17 protein-coding genes are annotated in these 20,628 nt (G+C 68.9%); 15 read left to right on the top strand and 2 right to left on the bottom strand.

Features of this window, described 5'->3' with window-relative positions:
* Window positions 1–24 precede the first annotated feature (24 nt).
* The 15 genes from ACOGXI_RS03575 to ACOGXI_RS03505 all read left to right on the top strand — a co-directional run bounded on the left by ACOGXI_RS03575 (window position 25) and on the right by ACOGXI_RS03505 (window position 15,882).
* Window positions 25–324, top strand: a complete 300-nt coding sequence (locus ACOGXI_RS03575) for a hypothetical protein (RefSeq protein WP_419937519.1) — start codon at window positions 25–27, stop codon at window positions 322–324.
* The gene (gene murJ, locus ACOGXI_RS03570) at window positions 311–1,903 is read left to right on the top strand and encodes a murein biosynthesis integral membrane protein MurJ (protein ID WP_419937518.1); all 1,593 of its coding nucleotides are present in this window, start codon (window positions 311–313) and stop codon (window positions 1,901–1,903) included. Before ACOGXI_RS03575 ends, murJ begins: the two co-directional genes overlap by 14 nt.
* A complete protein-coding gene (gene uvrC, locus ACOGXI_RS03565; protein WP_419937517.1) occupies window positions 1,900–3,804 on the top strand; it encodes an excinuclease ABC subunit UvrC in 1,905 nt (634 codons plus the stop codon). Before murJ ends, uvrC begins: the two co-directional genes overlap by 4 nt.
* 181 nt (window positions 3,805–3,985) lie before the next feature.
* Window positions 3,986–5,464 (top strand): glutamate--tRNA ligase, encoded by a 1,479-nt coding sequence (gltX, locus tag ACOGXI_RS03560; RefSeq protein WP_419937516.1) that lies wholly within the window; start codon window positions 3,986–3,988, stop codon window positions 5,462–5,464.
* Window positions 5,461–6,594 carry a threonine synthase gene (locus ACOGXI_RS03555; RefSeq protein WP_419937515.1) on the top strand — a complete coding sequence of 378 codons (1,134 nt, stop codon included), beginning with the start codon at window positions 5,461–5,463 and terminating at the stop codon, window positions 6,592–6,594. Before gltX ends, ACOGXI_RS03555 begins: the two co-directional genes overlap by 4 nt.
* Before the next feature lie 116 nt (window positions 6,595–6,710).
* Window positions 6,711–8,036: a hypothetical protein gene (locus ACOGXI_RS03550; RefSeq protein WP_419937514.1), complete on the top strand. Its 1,326-nt coding sequence runs from the start codon at window positions 6,711–6,713 to the stop codon at window positions 8,034–8,036.
* Between the two features lie 72 nt (window positions 8,037–8,108).
* Window positions 8,109–9,386, top strand: a complete 1,278-nt coding sequence (locus ACOGXI_RS03545; RefSeq protein WP_419937513.1) for a DUF512 domain-containing protein — start codon at window positions 8,109–8,111, stop codon at window positions 9,384–9,386.
* A 5-nt stretch (window positions 9,387–9,391) separates the two neighbouring features.
* Complete coding sequence (gene der / locus ACOGXI_RS03540) at window positions 9,392–10,717, top strand: ribosome biogenesis GTPase Der (protein WP_419937512.1); 1,326 nt, start codon at window positions 9,392–9,394, stop codon at window positions 10,715–10,717.
* Entirely contained in the window at window positions 10,714–11,358 is a 645-nt protein-coding gene (gene plsY / locus ACOGXI_RS03535; RefSeq protein ID WP_419937511.1) for a glycerol-3-phosphate 1-O-acyltransferase PlsY, read from the top strand. Before der ends, plsY begins: the two co-directional genes overlap by 4 nt.
* Window positions 11,355–12,365 carry an NAD(P)H-dependent glycerol-3-phosphate dehydrogenase gene (locus ACOGXI_RS03530; protein WP_419937510.1) on the top strand — a complete coding sequence of 337 codons (1,011 nt, stop codon included), beginning with the start codon at window positions 11,355–11,357 and terminating at the stop codon, window positions 12,363–12,365. Before plsY ends, ACOGXI_RS03530 begins: the two co-directional genes overlap by 4 nt.
* Before the next feature lie 35 nt (window positions 12,366–12,400).
* Window positions 12,401–12,763 (top strand): MerR family transcriptional regulator, encoded by a 363-nt coding sequence (locus tag ACOGXI_RS03525; protein ID WP_419937509.1) that lies wholly within the window; start codon window positions 12,401–12,403, stop codon window positions 12,761–12,763.
* Entirely contained in the window at window positions 12,760–13,527 is a 768-nt protein-coding gene (gene surE, locus ACOGXI_RS03520) for a 5'/3'-nucleotidase SurE (protein WP_419937508.1), read from the top strand. Before ACOGXI_RS03525 ends, surE begins: the two co-directional genes overlap by 4 nt.
* Window positions 13,509–14,186, top strand: a complete 678-nt coding sequence (locus ACOGXI_RS03515) for a protein-L-isoaspartate(D-aspartate) O-methyltransferase (protein WP_419937507.1) — start codon at window positions 13,509–13,511, stop codon at window positions 14,184–14,186. Before surE ends, ACOGXI_RS03515 begins: the two co-directional genes overlap by 19 nt.
* Complete coding sequence (locus ACOGXI_RS03510) at window positions 14,183–15,103, top strand: DUF368 domain-containing protein (RefSeq protein WP_419937506.1); 921 nt, start codon at window positions 14,183–14,185, stop codon at window positions 15,101–15,103. Before ACOGXI_RS03515 ends, ACOGXI_RS03510 begins: the two co-directional genes overlap by 4 nt.
* An 83-nt stretch (window positions 15,104–15,186) precedes the next feature.
* The gene (locus tag ACOGXI_RS03505; protein ID WP_419937505.1) at window positions 15,187–15,882 is read left to right on the top strand and encodes a tetratricopeptide repeat protein; all 696 of its coding nucleotides are present in this window, start codon (window positions 15,187–15,189) and stop codon (window positions 15,880–15,882) included.
* Window positions 15,883–16,021: 139 nt separating this feature from the next.
* Here ACOGXI_RS03505 and ACOGXI_RS03500 read toward each other — a convergent pair whose 3' ends face one another.
* Window positions 16,022–18,175, bottom strand: coding sequence for a DUF5916 domain-containing protein (locus tag ACOGXI_RS03500; protein ID WP_419937504.1), 2,154 nt, complete (start codon window positions 18,173–18,175; stop codon window positions 16,022–16,024).
* A 125-nt stretch (window positions 18,176–18,300) separates the two neighbouring features.
* Window positions 18,301–20,595 carry a DUF5916 domain-containing protein gene (locus ACOGXI_RS03495; RefSeq protein ID WP_419937503.1) on the bottom strand — a complete coding sequence of 765 codons (2,295 nt, stop codon included), beginning with the start codon at window positions 20,593–20,595 and terminating at the stop codon, window positions 18,301–18,303.
* Between the last annotated feature and the right edge of the window lie 33 nt (window positions 20,596–20,628).

Here is a 20,628-nt window from a genome sequence, read left to right as displayed (position 1 = left end):
AATGAGCGGCACGGGAGATCCGAGATGACCTTCGCCTTCATGGTCGTCCTCGGGCTCATCGTCCTCATTCCCGTGCTCGCCATCGTGATCGACTCTCCCCTCTCCGAAGCCCTCGCGCGCCGGATCGGGAACGGAGACTCCGGAACGAACCAGTCCGCGCGCATCGACGCGCTGGAGCAGGAAGTCCAGTACCTGACGCAGACGGTCGAGGGCATCCGTGAGGAGACCGCCTTCGTGCGCGCGCTCGTGGAAGGAGACGAAGCGCTCCCGGCCCTCCCCGGCGGGGAGGCGCGGCGGCCGGCCGGAAACAATGGGGAGCGTTGACCTGACCGAGGGGAAGGCGCCGGGGCAGGGCCGTTCGGCGACGCGCGTCGCCGCCGGCATTCTCGCCAGCCGCATCACCGGGTTTCTGAGAGACGTCATCATCGCCGCCACCTTCGGGGTCGGGCCGGTCACGGACGCCTACGCGGCCGCGCTGAAGATCCCGAACGCCTTTCGCAACCTCCTGAGCGAAGGCGCGCTCTCGGCCTCCTTCGTGCCGGTCTTTTCCTCGTTGATGGAACGGGGCGACACCGCCGGTGCGCGGAGGCTCGCGCAGGGCGTGCTGGGCGGCCTCCTCCTCCTCTCGGCCCTCGTCGTGGCCGCGGTCGTCGCCGCCGCTCCCTGGCTCCTCGGGATCCTCGCGCCGGGCTACGACGCGGAGTTGAGCGAGCTTACGACGCGCCTGGTCCGCATCCTCTTCCCCATGTCCGGGGTGATGATCGTTGGTGCGTGGTGCCTCGGCATCCTGACGAGCCACCGCCGTTTCTTCCTCCCCTTCGCCGCGCCCGTGGTCTGGAACCTGTCCCAGATCGCCGGCCTCCTGGCGGGGGCGCGGATGGGGTGGGCGCCGCTCATCGTCGTGCTCACCTGGTCCACCCTCGTTGGAAGCGTGCTGCAGGTTGCGGTCCAGCTTCCCGCCGTGTACGGCCTTCTCGGGACACTCCGGCCCCGGATCGATTTCCGCTTCGAGCCCACGCGCCGCGTAGCGCGCAACGCCATGCCGGTCGCGGCGGGGCAGGGGATCTTCCAGCTTTCGAGCCTGACCGATGTGTTCGTCGCAAGTCTCCTCGCCGAGGGCGCGCTCACGGGAATCTACTTCGCCCAGCGCATCGCAATGGTGCCGATGGCCCTCTTCGGGGCCTCCGTGGCCGTAGCCGCGCTGCCGGAGATGTCCCGCGAAAAGGGGGTCGAAGCCCTGCGGTCCCATCTTTCCACCGGCGTCCGGCGCGTCGCCTACTTCATTCTCCCATCGGTCGCCGTGCTCCTCCTGCTCGGGGACCTCGTGACCTCGCTCATTTACGAGCGGGGGGCCTTCGAGGCCGAACACGTACCGGTCGTGCAGTGGGGTCTGGGCGCCTACGCGCTGGGACTCGTCGCGACGGGCCTCACGAAGCTGTTCGCGAGCGCGTTCCACGCCCTCCAGGACACGCGGACACCGGTGAAATACGCCATGGCCGGGGTGGGGACCGGCATCCTGATCGGCGCCGCGACCGCGCTGTGGATGGAGGACCTCGGGCTCGGGCTGCGCGCGGCGGCCGGCCTCGTCTTCGGCAGCTCGGTCGGGGCCTGGGTCAACCTCGTCCTCCTCATGCGCGGGCTGAGGCGGCGGGGAGCGGGAGGATGGTTCCTCCCCGTCCGGCGCTCCCTCGCCCGCATGGCGGTCGGCGCCGGCCTCGCGAGTGTCGCCTTCTACGTGATCCGCCTGCTGCTCGGCGGCCGTCTGCCGGACGGATTCCTCGGCGACGCCGCCCTCCTCGCGGTTGCGCTCATCGCCGGCGGGCTCTGCTATGCCGCCTGCGCGGGCCTCCCGAGCGGGCTCCGAACCGTCGGGGAACCCCCATCGGCGGAGGGGAGAGGATGAGCGGGGAGCGAGGACCGCGGGGGACGGATCCCGCCGCGCTTCGCGAGCAGGCGCGGGGGCTGGGCCACGAGCCGGGCGTGTACCTGTTCCGCGACGCCGCGGGGGAAGTCCTCTACGTGGGAAAGGCGAAGTCGCTCCGGTCGCGCGTCGCCTCCTATTTCGGCGCCGAGGCGCGCCGGGCCGTGAAGCTCGTCCGCCTCGTGCGGGAGATCGACAGCATCGAGACGTTCCCCGTGCGTTCGGAAGCCGAAGCTCTGCTCCTCGAGTGGAATCTCATCCGCGAGTTCGGTCCGCGCTTCAACATCCAGCTCCGCGACGACAAGAGCTATCCGTACATCAAGGTCACGATCACTGAGCCCTTCCCGCGCATCTTCGTGACGCGCCGGCTCAAGGATGACGGTGCGCGGTACCTGGGCCCCTTCACCGACGTCGGGGCGATGCGTCGGGCCCTGCGCACGATCAAGAAGATGTACACCGTGCGGTCGTGCCATTACCGCATGCCGGCGGAGCTTCCCCCGCGGCCCTGTCTCGACTATCACATCGGGCGCTGCAGGGCGCCGTGCGCGGGCCTCCAGTCCGAGGCGGACTACCGGTCGATGATCGACGAGATCCTCGAGATCCTGGGAGGGCGGACGGGGGCCGTCAGGCGCTCGGTGGAGCGCCGCATGGCGGGCGCCGCCGAGGCCCTGGACTACGAACGGGCCGGGGAGTTGAGGGATGTACTGCGCGGCCTCGACCAACTGGAGAGCCGGCAGGCCGCGATCGATCCCCGGGGCGGGAGCCACGATGTGATCGGGTTCGCGCGCCAGCCGGCGGGCGGGGCGGTGTGCGGCATCGTGCTGAGGGTGCGGGAGGGGAGGCTGGTCGGTCGCCGGATCCACTATCTCGCGAACGTCGGGGAGGAACCGGACGAAGCCGTGCTCGGGGCCCTCGTGAAGGGGTACTATCTGCGCCAGCCGGACGATGTGCCCTCGGAACTGCTCGTTCCGGAGCCGTTCGACGAACGGGATCTCGTGGAGGAATACCTTTCGGGCGTCGCCAAACACCGCTTTCGCATCCGGGTGCCGGCGCGCGGCCCGAAGCTGGAACTGACGCGGGCCGCGAGCCGAAACGCGGCGCACGTGCTGGAGCGGGACCGACTGGAGCGGGGGGACGAGGCGGAGTCCGATGTCGAAGCGTCGGGCCCCTCGCCCGCCGGAGTGCGCCTCGCCGAAGCGCTCGCGCTGGACGCGCCCGCGCGGGACCTCGTCTGCTTCGACGTGTCGACGCTCGCGGGCCGGGAGTCGGTCGGGAGTTGCGTGTGGCTCCGGGACGGACGGCCGCACAAGGATGAATACCGCAGGTTCCGAATCCGGGATTCGGAGGAGGGTCGGACGGATGACTACGCCATGATGCAGGAGATCGTCTCGCGCTACTTCGACCGTCGCGTCCGGGAGGGAGGCGCGCTGCCGGATCTCGTGGTCGTGGACGGGGGCAGGGGACAGCTCTCGGCCGCGCGCCAGGCCATGGATGGCGCCGGGGTTTCGGACCTGCCCACGGTGGCCCTCGCGAAGCGCGAAGAGGAGGTATTCCGACCCGGGACCGCGATCCCGCTGCGGCTTCCGCGCACGGACCCGGGCTTGCACTGGCTGCAGCGGGCGCGCGATGAGGCCCATCGGTTCGCGCTCAGGTACAACCGGACGCTGCGCCGCCGCCGCGCCCTCAGGTCGAGGCTGAGCGAGATCCCGGGGGTGGGACCGGAGCGCGAGCAGCGCCTGCTGGAGCGGTTCGGCAGCCTCGACCTCATCCGGCGGGCCACGCCCGCGCAGCTTGCCCGCACGCCGGGGATCGGCCACACGACCGCCACGTCGATCCTCGCCGCGCTCCACGAAGAGGATCCGGCCCGGGGAGCCGCCTCATGAACCGTGGCGGAACTCCCCCCGCGGGGCTGTGCGCGCGCTGCCGTCACCGCCGCTGGGTGAGGAGCGACCGCGGGTCCGCCTTCCTCCTGTGCCGGCTCTCACGCCGGGACGCACGCTTTCGGCGCTATCCGACGCTGCCCGTCCTGCGTTGCGCCGGCTTCCGCGCGGAGGAAGAGGCTCCATGACCTCTCCGGCCGCTTCCGCCGCGCGGGTCCGAACCCGCTTCGCCCCGAGCCCGACCGGGGCCCTCCACCTGGGCAACGCGCGCACGGCGATCCTGAATTGGCTCTTCGCCCGGCGACACGGCGGCGCCTTCGTGCTTCGCCTCGAGGATACGGACACGGAGCGCGCGGTCCCGGGGGGAGAGGGGATGATCTACGAGGCGCTGGACTGGCTCGGCATCGCCCCGGACGAAGGGCCGCGGGAGGGCGGGCCGTTCCCGCCGTACCGCCAGTTGGCGCGCGCCGAGCGGCATCGGGCCCGTGCGGCGGTGTTGCTGGAGTCGGGGAGAGCCTTTCGCTGCTACTGCCGGCCGGACGAACTCGAGGCGAGGCGGCAGGCTGCGATCGCCGCGGGGGAGCCCACCGGCCGCGATGCGCGCTGCCGGGACCTTCCCGCCGAGCGGGCGCACCCCGGTGAGGCGGAGGGACGCGAAGCCGCCATCCGGCTTCGTGTGGAATCCGGGCCCGTCGAATTCACCGATCTCCTGAAGGGGACCCTCTCGATCGACGGCGACGACCTGGGGGACCTCGTCCTCGTGCGGAGCGATGGCCGGCCCACATACAACTTCGCGGTCGCGGTGGACGACATCGAGATGGAGATCAGCCATGTGATCCGGGGCGTGGGCCATCTTTCGAACACACCCAAGCAGGTTCTCCTGTACCGGGCATTCGGCGTCCGGCCGCCGGAGTTCGTGCACATCCCGACCGTTCTCGCCCCGGGGGGAGGGAAGCTCTCCAAGCGACGCGGGGCGGCCGGGATCCTCGACTACCGGGAGCGCGGGTTCCATCCGGACGCCGTGCTCAACTACCTGTCGCTCCTCTCGTGGTCGGCGGAGGACGGCGAGGAGTTCCTGAGTCGGGAGGCGCTCGTGGAGAGCATCGATCTCGAACGGCTGGGAGCGGCCGATACGGAGGTCGATGAGGAGAAGATGGCCTGGCTTTCCGGCCGGCACCTGCGGGCGGAACCGGCCGAGCGGCTGGCCCGCGCCTGGGCGACGCGGCTCGATGCGGAGGAACTGGGGCTGAACGACGCCGATCTCCGCCGCGCGGCGGAGGTGTTCGCAAAGCGCACGCGGCTCCTCTCCGACGTCACGTCCGAAGTCGAGCCGATCTACCGCGCGCCGGAGACGGACGGATCCGCCGCGCGGGAGTTGCTCTCCGTCCCCGCGGCCCGGACCGCGATCCACTTCGCCCGCGCGGCGTGGGCGGACACGGACTGGCGACCCGAACCCCTCGCCCGGGCGCTTCGTGGAGCGATGGGCGACGCCGGGCTTGCGGGGCGTGCCTTCTTTCCGCCCGTTCGGGTCGCCCTGACCGGGCAGCTTCACGGTCCCGACCTCGGCGAGGTCGGCTACGCGCTCGGACGAGAGCGCACCCTCGCGCGGCTCGCGGCGGCGATGGAAGCGATGGAAGCGATGGAAGAGGAGCGAAGCGTATGAGTTGGCGTCTCGAATGCGGTCTCTGCGGGCGGCCCGTCGCGCGCGGGCTGGCCACCGTGTGCCCGGACTGCGGGAAGCCTCTGCTGGCCCGGTACGACCTCGGCGCCCTGGACGGCGAAGCGCTGCGGCGGGCGTGGGCCGGACGCCAGGGCGGGATGTGGCGTTTCCGGGAGATCATGCCGGTCGAGCCGAACGAGGCCCCTGTGACGCTGGGGGAGGGCGGCACGCCCCTGCTCGAGATCGAGATCGGAGGAGACTTCGAGGGCCTCACGCTCCTCGTGAAGGACGAGGGCCTCAACCCCACGGGAAGCTTCAAGGACCGAGGCCTGTGCGCCGCCGTCACGCGGGCGGTGCGCGAGGGGGCGACGGATCTCGTCATCCCGAGTGCCGGCAACGCCGGAGCCGCCCTCGCGGCGTACGCGGCGCGCGCAGGGGCGCCCTGCAGGCTGTTCATCCCCGAGGACACGCCGGAAGGCGTCGCCCGGCGTTGCGAGCACTACGGCGCCGACATCGTCCGGGTCGACGGACTCATCGACGAATGCGGCCGTCTCTCCGCCGAATACGGGGCGGAAACGGGGGCGTTCAATATCTCCACGCTCAAGGAGCCATACCGGATCGAAGGGAAGAAGACGATGATGCTGGAGATCGTCGAAGCGCTCGGGTGGCGGGCGCCCGACGCCATCGTCTACCCCACCGGCGGCGGCACCGGACTCATCGGCAGCGCGAAGACGCTCGCGGAACTGCGAGAACTGGGTTTGGTCGACGGGGACACGCGGCTCTACGCCGTGCAGGGCATGGGTTGCGCGCCCATCGTGCGCGCGCACGCGGCGGGCGAGACGTACGCCGAGCCGTGGCGGAACGCCTCGACCGAAGCCTGGGGACTCCGGGTCCCGGGGGCGCTCGGAGATTTCCTGATGCTCGAAGCCATCCGCGAATCGGGCGGAGGCGGAGTCGCCGTTTCCGACGAGGCGATGAGGGAAGGGGCCCTCGAACTGGGCGCGGCCGGCGTGGGGGCCGCGATCGAGGGCGGAGCCACACTCGCCGGGGCACGCGAACTTCGGCGATCCGGAGAGCTGCGCGATGGAGAGACGGTCGTCCTCTTCAACACCGCACACCTTCTCACGTATTAGGCCGGTTTTCCTGCGCGGACTCTTCGCCGAGTCTCCGTGCGCCGGGGCAGCGTTCCGGCTATCTTGACGGGGTCTACGACTCTAAACAGAAACAGGGGTTCAGAGCGATGTCGAACATGGTGCGTACTGGCGCGAGGACGGCGACCGCCGCGGCTCTGGCGTCGATCTTCACGTCCGCGGGACTCTTCGGGCAGGAGCAGGAATGCCAGTTCGAGCCGAACAGCGCGGCCGCCACAGCTTCCGAAGCGATTCAGCAACTCGCTGAAGCCGCAACCGCCGCAGACAGCCTCGCGATCTTCATGGAGGCGTGGGAGGCGCTCGAGGCGGATCTGGACAGCGACAATCCGGTGGTCGCCCTGCTTGGCGCTCAAATCCAGATGGGCCTCGGCAGTTTCCCGGATGCCGTGGAGTTTCTCGACCGCTACGAAGCAACCGCGTCTCCCGAGTGCCTGATGCACGGTGACGCGCAGCGCTACAACGGCTGGGTCCGGCTCTACAACCAGGGCGTGACGGCGTACAGCGCGTCCGAGAACGAGGCCGCGCTCGACGCCTTCATGCTTGCGAACGACTTCAAGCCCGACCTCCGCACGTACAGCAACGCGGCGCTCCTGCAGTCACAGATGGGAGACAACGCAGGCGCCATCGAGACGTATCAGGCGGCGCTCGCCGCCGATATTCCGGACGCGGACCCCGAGGCGTTGCAGAGCACCGTTCGCGGCCTCGGCGACATGCTGATGATGGAAGACCGGGGCGATGAGGCCGTCCAGACCTACAGCGACTATCTCGCCATGTATCCGGATGATGTCGTCATCCAGATCCAATATGCCGGAGTCCTGGCCGACCGGGGGCAGACCGAGGAATCCGGGGCGATCTACGCCACGACGCTCCAGCGCACGGATCTGAGCTACCAGCAATGGCTCGAGGTCGGAGTGGGATTCTACAACGCGCAGAACTTCGAGGATGCGGCCACCGCGTTCGGGAACGCGCGCCAGGGGAACCCCTACAACAAGGAAGCGAGGGAAAACTACGTCAACGCTTCCATCCAGTCGGGGCGTCCCGGACCCGTTGTCGCGCTCGCAGACTCGCTCACCCAGTGGTATCCCTACGATGCGCTCTCCCATCAGTTGCACTTCCAGGCGCTCGGCCGGGCCAACATGAACGAGCGGGCGATGGAGGTCATGGGGGAGGAGCAGCAGTTGCCCATCTCCGTCACGTTCGCCCAGATGGCCGCGGCCGCGAACGGCCGGTACATCGTGCAGGTCTCCTTCACGAACCGCACGGCCGCCGGCACGCTGCAGGTCACGTTCGAATTCCTCGATGCCGCCGGGCAGGTCGTCACCGAGCAGACACACGCCTTCGAGGCCGACTCCGGCAGCTTTTCGTTCGAGATCCAGTCGGACGTACCCTTGGCCGGATTCCGGTACGGGACGATCGAAGGCTGACCGCGGGCCCGGGCGCGAGCCGCTCCCGGGAAGCCGGAGCGGCCCGCCCGCGGTAGCCCCGCGCGCCAGACCATGATTCGAATCGCCAGCGTCGAGCCGGGGTCGATCGCCGCAGACCTCGAACTGCCGGCGGGCCTCGCCGTGCTCGAGATCAACGGCAAGCCCATTCGGGACAGCCTCGACCTTCTCTTCCATCAGGCGGAGCCCGCGCTCCGGGTGCTCACCGAGCAGCGGACGGGCGAGCGGCTCCTGTTCGAGATCGAGAAACCCGCGGATGAACCGCTCGGGATCGTCCCGGAACCCGACAAGATCCGCCGCTGTACGAACGCGTGCACGTTCTGCTTCGTGAAGGGCAACCCGAAACTCGACAAGCTTCGGGCGCCTCTGTATGTGAAGGATGACGACTATCGACTGTCCTTCCTTCACGGCCACTACATCACGCTGACGAACCTGCGTCCGGATGACTGGGACCGCATATTCGAACAGCGCCTGTCTCCACTCTACGTGAGCGTCCACTCGACGGACCCCGCGGTCCGGCTCGGAATGCTGAAGAACCCTCGGAGCGCGAATATCCAGCCGGATCTCGACCGGCTGGCGGAGGGCCGCATCGTCGTGCACGCGCAGGTCGTGCTCTGTCCGGAGGTGAACGACGGCGAACACTTGACGCGAACGATCGACGACCTCTATCGCCGCGGGAACGCGATCCGGTCGCTTTCCGTCGTACCCGTGGGCCTGACGTCGTGGAACGCGGCGCTGGGCGGTCGCACCCTCGAACCGGGCGAATGTCGCGCGGCGCTCGACGTCATCGACGCGATCCGGAAGCGGGCGCTCGCGGAGCGGGGACAGGGGTGGTGCTACGCCGCCGACGAGATGTACCTGCAGGCGGGACTCGAGCCACCCGGCGCCGCGTATTTCGACGATCATGAACTCGAGAGCAACGGCGTCGGAGCGATTTCCACGCTGACGGATCGCGTGACGGGCCAGTTGGGGGCGCTCCGCCCGCTGGAGGGGCGCAGGGTCGTTGCGGTCACGGGCGCCTCGATGGGCCCGACGATGACCCGTCTCGCGGGCCGCATCGCGCGGCGCACCGGCGCCGAAGTGTCGACGGTGGCAGTCGAGAACACGCTGTACGGGCCGATGGTCACGACGGCCGGCCTGCTGCCGGGCGCGGATCACCGGAGCGCACTCCTCGACGCGGGCGACTTCGACGTGGCCCTCTTCTCGGCGCAGGCGCTGAACGACGGGGACGTCTTCCTCGACGACTTGAGCCTCTCCGAGCTGCAGGCCGGTTTTCCCGGCCGCCGCGTCGAGCCTTCCCACGACCTCGTCGACGTCCTTTCGCGGCTCTAACAGCGATGGCTCTCCGCACGGTCGCCATCGTGGGCCGCCCGAACGTCGGCAAGTCGACCCTCTTCAACCGGATCCTGGGGCGGCGCGCCGCGATCGTTGCCGAGCAACCCGGCGTGACGCGGGACCGGCAATTCGCCGAGGCGGAATGGGCGGGGCGGCGCTTCCTCCTCGTCGACACGGGAGGCCTCGTCGTCCGGCCGGATGAGCACATCGACCTCGAAGTGCGCCGGCAGGCCGAGACCGCGATCGGCCACGCGGACGTCGTCGTCTTCGTCGTGGACGCCCGCGACGGCGTCCAGCCCGTGGACCGCCACGTCGCCGAACTCCTGCGCCGCTCGGCCCTGCCCGTGATCGTCGCGGCGAACAAACTCGACGAACTGGCGGACGCGATCGAGCACGTCGACTTCTACGAACTCGGCCTCGGCGACCCAACCCCTCTCGCGGCCCTCAGCGGCAAGGGGTCGGGGGACCTGCTGGACCGCGTGGTCGCGGCCCTCCCGGAGTCGGCGGAGACCGAAGGGGGCGACGCCGACATCCGCATCGCCGTCATAGGGCGCCCCAACGTCGGCAAGTCCAGCTTCGTGAACCGCCTCCTCGGAGAAGATCGCGTCATCGTCCACGAGGAGGCGGGAACGACCCGCGACGCGATCGACACGGATCTCGCCCTGGGAGAACGGCGCGTCCGTCTCATCGACACCGCGGGCCTCCGGCGCCGGGCCAGGATCGTGGATGACCTCGAGTTCCTCGGCCGGTTGCGGGCCGCCTCGGCCATCGACCGGGCCGATGTCTGCCTCATCCTCGTCGACACGCAGGCCGGCGCGGCGAACCAGGACTTCCGGATCGGACACGAGGCGTGGGATGAGGGGAAGGGCCTCGTGTTCGTGGCCAACAAGTGGGATCTGATCGAGGACCGCGGACCCTCCGCGCTGGCCGGCTTCGAGCGCGAACTCCGCGAGCGCGCGCACTATCTTCGCTGGGTGCCGATCATCACCTGCTCGGCGCTGACGGGGAAGCGGGTGCGGAAGGTCATCGACCTCGCGTTCGAGGTGCAGGAAGCGCGGGCGCGGCGCGTGCCCACCCCGGAGGTGAACGAAGTCCTCCAACGGTTGGTCGCGCGGCGGCAACCCCCCCAGGGCGGGCGGGGGGACGTGCGGCTGCTGTACGGCAGCCAGGTGGCGGCGTCCCCGCCGCAGTTCGTACTCTGGTCCAACCGGCCACACGACCTCAAGGAGCACTATGTGAGATACCTCGTCGCCGGCTTCCGGGAGGCCTGGGGATTCGAGGGATCTCCCATTCGGATCAAGCTGAAGAAGCGTTCGGGGCGCGAATGACGGCGCCGCTCCTGACGCTTGCCGCCTATCTCATCGGGGCCTTCCCCACGAGCTACCTCGTGGGACGAGCCTACGGGTACGACCTCCGGCGGGAGGGGAGCGGCAACCTCGGATCCACGAACGCCTACCGGGTGCTCGGGTTCTTCCCGGCGGTGGGCGTGCTCATCGTGGATCTGCTGAAGGGGTTCGTGCCCGTGTGGCTCTTCCCGATGTGGGACGGGCGCACCGGCGCCTGGGCGCTCGCGTACGGGCTCGCGGCCATTTCCGGACATGTGTGGCCCGTGTATACGAGATTCAGGGGAGGGAAGGGGGTCGCGACCGCCGCCGGAACGATGGCCGCGCTGGTTCCGGTGGCCGTGATCGTCGCCTTCTTCGTGTGGATCGTGACGGTGGTCCTCACGCGGACGGCCTCCATGGCGTCCCTCCTCTCCGCGGCGCTCGTGCCCATCATGGCGCGCGGTTCGGCGGCTCCGCGCTCCGTCGTGTTCTATGCGCTCCTCCTCGCCATCACCGTCTGGTGGACGCATCGTTCGAACCTCGCGCGGATCGTGAAACGTGAGGAGTTCCAAGTGGATTGGCGCCGCGGCCGGCTCCCGCGCCGAGAGAGAACGGCGCAGGAATCGAGGGAGGACGAGGCGTGAGCGAGCAGAAGGTCGCCGTACTGGGCGCGGGCAGTTGGGGCACGGCACTGGCGGATGTCCTCGTGCGGAACGGCCACGACGTCCGACTGTGGGCGCGGGACGCCACACACGCCGCCGCGATGCGCGAGTCCGGCACGAACGAACGCTATCTGCCCGGAATCGAACTGGCTCGCCCGCTCACCGTGACCTCCGAACTCGCGGCGGCGTTGGCCGACACCGGTTTCGTCCTCTCCGTGTGCCCCTCGCACGCGGTGCGCGAAGTGCTGCGACAGGCCGCGTCCCACCTCGGCGACCAGGTGCTGGTCTCGGCCTCGAAGGGGATCGAGATCGGGACGCACCGGAGGATGTCGGAGGTCATCGTGGAGACGCTGGGCGAGGCCGCGGGGCCGCGCACGGTTGTGCTCGCAGGACCCAGCTTCGCGGAGGAGCTTCTCCGCGGACTCCCCACGGCGGTGGTCGCCGCGAGCCGGAGCGAAGCGCATGCGCTCGCCGTGCAGAGCCTGTTCCGGAACGGGTACCTTCGAGTGTATACGCAGCCGGATGTGGATGGCGCGGAACTGGGCGGAGCCCTCAAGAACGTGATCGCGCTCGCGGCCGGGATCTCGGACGGGCTGGAACTGGGGTCGAACGCGCGCGCGGCGCTCATCAACCGGGGACTGGCGGAGATCGCCCGGCTCGCCCGGCACTTCGGGGCGCGGGAAACGACGCTCGGAGGCCTCGCCGGGCTCGGAGACCTCGTCCTCACGTGCACCGGGCGGCTGAGCCGGAATCGATCCGCCGGACTCGCCATTGGAGCGGGCCGCCGACCCTCGGAAGCCGTACGGGAGATGGACCAGGTCGTGGAAGGCGTGCGGACGGCGCGCGCCGCGTACGAGTTGAGCCGGGATCTGGGCGTGGAGATGCCGATCACGAGCGGTGTATATTCGATCCTGTACGAGGATGTTGCGCCCCGGGAGGCTTTGGCCCGCCTGATGGCCCGAGAGCCGAAACCCGAGCGCTGGGGCTAGTCGCGAACCGCCGGGAAGCAAGGGAAGGGGAAAGCGTGTCCGACCGCATCGCCCCGAAGGAATACTACTCGATCGGAGACGTGTGCGAGATCGCGGATCTCAAGCCGCACGTCCTCCGTTACTGGGAAACGCAGTTCTCGACGCTTCGCCCGGCGAAGAACCGGGCGGGCAACCGGGTATACCGCCCGAAGCAGATTCAGCTCGTGCAGCTCCTGCGGCACCTCCTCTACACCGAGCGGTACACGATCGAGGGCGCGAAGCGGAAGCTCGATCAGCTGCGCGCGGGCGGGGAACTGGCGGCGGAGGCGCGCGTGGCCTGGGACCGCGAGACGATCCGCGACCTCCGGAGGGAGGCCGACGAGCTGGTACAGCTCCTGGAGGACGGCGAAGCCGGGTGACCGAAGCGGAACATCCCGTCCTCCTGTGCACCAACGACGATGGCGTGAAGTCGATCGGGCTCACGCTGCTCGCCCGCGTGGCCGACGCGTTCGGTGACGTGTGGACGGTGGCGCCGGATCGCGAGCAGAGCGCCACGAGCCATGCGCTCTCGCTGTTCCGCCCCCTCCGTCTGACGCGGCTCGGACCGCGACGCTACATGGTGGACGGGACGCCGACCGATTGCGTTCTCCTGGCCCTGAAGGAGATCCTCGAGGTACGGCCCCGGTTTGTCCTGTCAGGGGTCAACCACGGTCCCAACATGGGGGAAGACGTCCTCTACTCCGGCACGGTGGCGGCGGCGATGGAGGCGACGATCCTCGGTGTGCCCGCGATCGCCTTCTCGTTCACCGGGAGCGACGACCGTGTCCTCGAAAGTTACGAGGAGTTGCTCGGCCGGCTCATTGCAGGCTGTCTCGCCCGGGATTCCTTTCCCGATGAGACGTTCTTCAACGTCAACCTTCCGGACCGGCCGGCCGATGAGGTGAAGGGGATCACGGTGACGGCGCTCGGGCGCCGGGTGTACCACGACTCGCTCCGCCGGATGCACGATGAGGAAGGGAACGAGTACTTCAAGATCGGAGGGGGACGTTCGGCGTGGAGCGGCCGGGGAGATTCGGATTTCCGCGCCGTGCGCGCCGGCTTCGTTTCGGTCACGCCGCTCCACCTCGACCTGACGAATTTCGAACTGCTGAACGAGGTGAGGTCGTGGCGGCTGGGAAGTTGACGGGACGGGACCCGGCCGCGGACTACCGGCGCGACCGCCGCCGGCTCGTGGAGCGGCTCCGGGACGGGGGGGTGAGCGACCTGGCCGTCCTGCACGCGTTCGACAGCGTCCCGCGGCACGCGTTCGTACCCGAAGTGATGCGGGCGCGCGCATACGAGGACGTGCCGCTCCCCATCGGCCGGGGGCAGACGATTTCGAGCCCCACGATCCACGCCCTCAGTCTCGAATACGCCGAAATCCGCCCCGGCCATCGCGTCCTCGAGGTGGGGACGGGGGCGGGATTCCAGACGGCGCTCCTCGCGGCGCTCGGAGCGGTGGTGTACTCGATCGAGCGGATCGCGTCCCTGTACGAGACCGCGGCCCGCACGCTGGGCCGCCTCGGCGTGGAGGCGCGTCTCATGCACGGGGACGGGAGCCTGGGCTGGCCGAAATACGCTCCCTTCCGGGCGATCATCGTGGGTGCGGCCGCCGCCCGCCCGCCCAAGGCGCTCTTCAATCAGCTCGCCGATGGGGGGCGCCTCATCGTGCCCGTCGGTACCCGGCGGCAGGAACTGCGACGCTACACGCGACGGGGCGACGATTTCGCGAGAGAGACGATCACCGGGGCCCGCTTCGTCCCGCTCATCGAAGATGAACCGAGGGGCGAGGGCCCGCGGTGAAGCCCGTCGGAGCCTGGGCCGGGGTGTACGCGAAGGGCCTCGCCATGGGGCTGGCGGATCTCGTGCCCGGGGTTTCGGGAGGAACGATCGCCCTCATCTCTGGAATCTACGACGAGCTTGTCGCCACGCTCGCGGGTCTCGACGGCCGCCTGCTCGGGGCGTTCCGGGAACGGGGGGTGAGGGGCGTATGGCAGGCGGGCAACCTGGGCTTCCTCGCCGTGCTGCTCGCCGGCATCGGCACGAGCGTGTTCGCGTTCGCCGGGTTGCTCCACTGGCTGCTCGCGAACCGGCCCGCGGAGCTGTGGGCCTTCTTCTTCGGCCTTGTGGCGGCGTCGGTCCTGCTCGTCGGCCGAAGCGTCACCGATCGCCGGGCCGGCATCTGGGCCCTCGCCGCCGCCGGGGCGGCCCTGGCCGCCGCCATCACGTCGCTGCCGCCGCTCATCCGGTCCGACGCGCCCCTCTTTCTCGCGGCGGCCGCGGCCGTGGCGGCCTGCGCCATGGTTCTGCCCGGCATCTCCGGCAGCTTCATCCTGCTCATCCTGGGCGCATACGCGCCCGTGATCGCAGCCCTGAACAACCTGGACTTCGTCCGGCTGGCGGCCGTGAGCCTCGGAATCGTCGCCGGCCTGCTCGCGTTCAGTCGCGTCCTGCGGCGCCTCCTCGCTCGTCACCGGACACCCACGCTGGCCGTGCTTACGGGGTTTCTCGTTGGCTCACTCAACGCCCTGTGGCCCTGGAAGGCGCAACTCCGCGAGATGTACACGCACAGGGACGGCCGCATCGAGTGGCTGCTGGGTAACCGCTGGCCCGCGGGCGCCGAGGAGATCTGGCCGGCGGCGGCTCTCGCACTCCTCGGGGCGGGCGCCGTCCTTGCCATCGATCGCATCGCCGGCGGGCGCGGGCCCGGCCACCCGTGACGAAACCCAAGTAGCGGCGATCCGCCGGGCCCGGTAGCTTCCACGCCGTTCGACAACCGAGCAAGAAACGAGGGGGACGGCAGATGGCGGACGCGCTCGCCAGGGGAAAGCCGCCGGACGGAGGGGACGGCCGACAGGACGCCTTCGTCCGGTCCACGTTCCGTCTGGCCACCTGGGTCAACAACAACATGCGGGCGGTGCTGGTCGGGGCTGCCGGCATCGCGATGGTCGTCGTAGGCGTCGTGTACTACACGAACTTCCAGGCTTCGGTGCGCGAGCAGGCGGCGAACGAACTCGCGACGCTGCGCATGACCACGACCGATCCCGAACTCCTCATCGCCGATCTGGAGACCTACGTCGAGCGCTTCGATGGCGTCGCGGCGGCGAACGAAGGCCGGCTCCTCCTGGCGCGGACCTATCTCGACACGGGGCGCTCCGTGGAGGCCGCGGAGGTCGCGAGCACGATTTCAGAGGCGCCGGATCGCCCGGTCGGACTCGCCGCGCGCACGCTACTCGCGGCGGCCCAGGAAGCGTCCGGGGACGCGGAGACGGCCCTCGCTACGTGGCAAGGCCTGGGAGAGACGGCGCGTTTCGCCTTCCAGCGTCGCGAGGCGCGCGCTTCCGCCGCGAGAATCCTCGCCTCCCTCGGTCGTCTCGAGGAAGCCGAGACGATCTTCGCCGCCATCGCCGAGGAAGCCGCCGGGGAGGACCCGGTGGAGGCAGGGGTCTACCGCCTCCGAGTCGGAGAGCTCAAGGCCCAACGCGCGGGCAGCGGCTGATCCCGGAGCCCCTCCGGCCAAAGCTCGTTTGGTGACGGATCCCCTTGATTCCTGTGACATTGCCCGATGGCGCATAAGATATATTATGTAAACTTATGCGGAAATATGACCTTCCCCGCGTATCGCGGGCTGGAACAGGCTAGAGAGTCAAGGTGTGGGAGTACTTCACCATGAGCGCGCGGCCGGACGAGAACGGGAGGCGCGGGTCCACGCCGCCGTTCGTGCGATCCGTGAAGTAGCCCTCGTTGTAGACCACCCACAGATCCACGCCCTCGCGGAAGTGATAGCGGAAGCGGGCGTTCACGCTCACCTGGTCCGTGGTGGAGTTGTACTGCGCGAGCGTGCTCAGCGAGAGGTGCGTGTCGAGCGAGAAGTCCAGGTTGAGTCTCGCCAGGTGCGTCGTCAGGAAGTTGCGGCCCGGCAACTCGAAGCGGTTGATGTCGTAGCTCGGGCGGATCTCGAAGTGTCGCGACAGATTCAGCGCCGGACTCATGCGAAGGCTCACGCGGCGACCGTCGTAGAAGCTTCCGGCCGAACCCCCGATCTCCCCCCGCACGAGGCCGCCGCGGGAAAGTCGGAGCGAGGCCTCGGCTTCGTGGAACCAGTATTCCCCCGGATCGACCGTAAGTCCCGCGATCGTGAACGGGTTCCGGATGCTCTCGAAGCTTGAGCGGGACGTGAGGATCATGAAGGTCCCGGACTTCATGCCGATCATCACCTGAGGAGCGATAACTCGCGACTCCGACGTGAGATCCACGTTCCTGTAGTAGTGCTGCGTCTCGCCGCTGACCGTCACGGCGCGCAACTTCGAGTCGGCGCCCATGAACCAGGAATAGCCGGCGGATCCGCCGAAGAGCGTGAACTCGTTGCGCAGCTGGAAGCCCAGGCGCGGCAGGTAGTCCGCTCCCACCCGTCGATACTGCGCGCCGTAGGCGAACCCCTCCTGCCTCCTCCGCTCGAACTGCGCGAAGAAGGTCCCCGCGTCGAGCGGGTTGCGTTCCACGACATCGTCGTCGAAGGACTGGGCCCACCGCAGCGTGAGGTACTCGTCCCCGAACAGCCGGACCTCGCCGTCCGCGCCATAGGCCACGTTCGTCTTGCCGTACGCGTCGATGCGCGTCGTGACGATCCCGCCGACCGACGAATTCTGATTGAAGACCTGCTGCTTGAGCCGCAGCACGCCCATGTTCTCCCCCGGCCGCCCGGCGTTGGGGGCCGTCTGCATGTTCAGCATCCCGAAATCGAGCCCGCCGGCCCTCCCCACCACGCGCGCGCCCCCGTAGATGCGGACGAGTTCTCCGCGGTCGAGCCCGATTCGGCGGCTGAAGAAGACCCGGTCGGTGATGCCGCCGGTCGCGAAGTCGAAGGTCGCCGACCGTTCCTGGAAGAACTGCCGTTTCTCCGGGAAGAACAGGGGGAACCGGGTGAGATTGATCTGCTGGTCGTCCGCCTCCACCTGGGCGAAGTCCGTATTGGCGGTGAGGTCGATCGACAGGTTGGACGACGGCGAGTACTTGAAATCGAGGCCCGGCTCCCCGGTGGGGTCGTCCGTGGTCTCCCAGTACGCCTGGACATCCGACGGCTCGCGCAGGGTCGGGATCTGCGTCACCCCGCCGAGGAGATACGGCGTCACGTAGATCGGGTTCGCGCGATTCACGTCCCTCAAGGTGACCCGCTGCGCCAGCGATGGCTTGCCGAAGCCGAAGAACCCGTACTCCGGGGAGATGTCAGGGTAGACGTGGCGCTCGTTCTTGCGCGAAATCGAGCGGTAGACGGAGAGCCCCATCGTCACTTCCCCACCCGTGTTCTGAAACCCGAGCGTCGAGAACGGGATCTGCATCTCCGCCGACCAGCCGTCGCTCGTCCGCTGGACCGCGGCATCCCAGTGCGCGTTCCAGTCGCTGTTGAAGGGTCGCGTGCCCGCGGTCCACTCGGCGTCTCCCCAGACCGCGCGGTCGGATCGCGCGCCGTTGGGGTTCACCACGAAAGCCACGGCCGTCTCGTGGTCGTTGTAGCTGTCGATCACAACCGAGAACTGGTCGTCGCCGCTGAACCCGTCGCGTATGAAGCTGTTCGCCCGGATCCCGCCGAGGTCGGAGTCGAACAGTTGCCCCGCGACGTACAGGTATCGTTCGTCGTAGGCGATCCGGATTCGCGTCTCTTCGGTGAGCGCCCCGCCGTATGTGGGCGAGTACATCACGAGCGGCACGGGATCGATGTCATCCCACGCCGGCTCGTCCACGAAACCGTCGAGGTGGACGTGGCCGTGGCCCTCGAGGCGGTGGAGGGGCACCGACGGCTTCCCTCGCCCGCCGTCCTGCGCGGCCGCGACCGCGGGCGCCACCGCCGCAAGCGTCGCCCAAAGGCACAGGGCCGCCCGGGCCCGCGCCCCCGCTTCCCTGCCCCGCGCGCGCGGATTCACCAGATGAAGGTGTGGGAGTACTTGATCATGATGTTTCTTCCCGCCGACCACGGCAGCCTCGGATCGATCCCGCGGTCCCGTTCGAAGTTCAACCCTTCATTATACACAATCCAGAGGTCCGTGCCCTCCCTGAAGTGATAACGGAAGCGCGCGTTGATGCTCGTCCGGTTGTCGAGGTTGTTGTACTGCGCGAAAGTGCTGAACGAAAGGTGCGTGTTGAACGCGAAGTTGAGCCGCAGCCGGCCGAGTTGGGTCGTCGCCGATTCGCCCCGCCCGGGGAACTCGATCCGGTTCACCTCGTAGCCGCCCACGACCTCCAGGTAACGGGACACGGTCCAGGTGGGGTTGAAGATGAGGCCCACGCGCCGCCCGTCATAGAAACTCCCCACCGTCGTTCGGATATCGCCCCGGAAGATCGTGCTCCGCGGCAGCATCCAGTCGATCCCGGCCTCGGTGAAGTCGTACCCGCCGGGCGGGATCGACACTTCCCCGATCCGGAACGGGACCTCGATGTCCTCGAACTGCGCGTTCGCATAGGCCGTGATGTTCGCGGTCGACTTGAAATCGAACGACACCGATGGGCGGATCGAGCGGGACTCCACCGTGAGGTCCGTGTTGCGGTGATAGTTTTCGCCCATCACCAGGAGAGTGACCGCGTTCACCGTGGCGCTCGGGCCCCCGAGCCAGGTGTGGGCGAGCTGGCCGCCGTACAGCGTGAAGTCCCTCCGCAGCTGGAAGCCGAGGCGCGGCACGTAATCCGGACCCACGCGACGGTAGTAGAGGTTGTACCACATCCCGCGGTCCGTCCGCCGCTCCCAGCGGGCGCGGATGAGACTCGCGTCAAGCGCGTTGCGCTCCCTGACCACCTCGTCCCGGGTCTGCGCCCACGTCAGCGTGAGGTATTCATCTCCGAAGGGACGCACCTGGGTGTCCAGCCCGTAGGCGACGTTGTCCTCGCCGTTGGCGCCGTACCGCGTCGCGAGGATCCCCCCGACGAACGAATACGGATTGAGCACCTGCTGCTTGAGGCGCATGACGCCCATGTTCTCGCCCGACCGGCCGGTGGCGGGGGCCGTCTGCATGTTGAGGAGCCCGAAGTCCAGACCCCCGAGCCGACCCACCAGCCTCGCGCCCCCGTAGATGCGGACGAGTTCTCCCCGTTCGAGACCGATCCGCCGGCTGAAGAACACGCGGTCGGTGAAGCCTCCCGTTCCGAAGTCGAACGTCGAGGAGCGCTCCTGGAAGAACTGGCGTTTCTCGGGGAAGAAGAGAGAGAAGCGGGTCAGGTTCACCTGCTGGTCGTCCGCCTCCACCTGGGCGAAATCGGTGTTGACGGTGAGATCGATGGCCAGGTTCGACGAAGGGGAGTACTTGAGGTCGATGCCGGGCTCCGTCACCTGGTCCTGCTCGGTCCCCCAGAAGGAAGCCGCGTCCGACGGCTCCCTGAGGACCGGCGTCCGGCTGAGTCCCGCGAGCGCGTAAGGGGTCACGTACACCGGTGTCGTGGGCCGGACCTCCCGAAGGGTCATCCGCTGGCCCTGCGACGGCTTGAGGAACCCCCCCTGCCCCCATTCGCGGCCGATGAACGGGAAGACGTGGCGCTCGTTCTTCCGGGCGATGAAGCGGTAGACGATGATCCCCATCGTCACTTCGTCCCCTTCCGCCTGGAATCCCAGCGTGGAGAACGGGATCTGGTATTCGGCGGACCACCCCTCCTCGTTGCGCGACGTGAAGACGTGCCAGTGGGCGTTCCAGTCGACGTTGAACGGCATCACGTCGCCCGTGAAGTCGCCGTCGTTGGAGAGGGAGCGATCCTGGCGGATGCCGGCGGGCGTGGTCCCGAGCCAGACCCCGGTCTCGTAATCGTTGTAGCTGTCGATCACGACCGAGAGGAGATCGTCGCCGCTGAAGGCGTCCCGCAGGAAGGTGTTCGAGCGGATCCCTTCCGGATTCGAATCGTACATCCGTCCGGACAGGTAGAGGAACTCGTCGTCGTGCGCGACTCGCACTTCGGTGCGCTCCGTCATCTCGCCGCCGTGGGTGGGAGCCCACATGAACATCGGCAGCGGCTCGATCGCGTCCCATGCCGGCTCGTCGACGACCCCGTCGACATCGATCTGCCCGGTGAAGCGCGGGATCGGCACCGGCACGGACGACCGGCGCGACGCGGCATCGCCTTCGTCCGAGCCCACGGCCTGCGCGGCGAGTCCGGGAGCCACGAGCAGGCATCCCGACACGATCCACGCGCACCGGGCCGCGCGTCGCTGCAGTCGACGGCAGATGTGGGTCAACGGCGTGCTTCCAGAGTCGGGAGTGGATCCGGG

The organism is Candidatus Palauibacter sp., from assembly GCF_965208055.1.
GTDB lineage: Bacteria > Gemmatimonadota > Gemmatimonadetes > Palauibacterales > Palauibacteraceae > Palauibacter.
The sequence above is the reverse complement of the archived record's forward strand: the minus strand, read 5'-3'. Positions and strand labels throughout refer to the sequence as shown.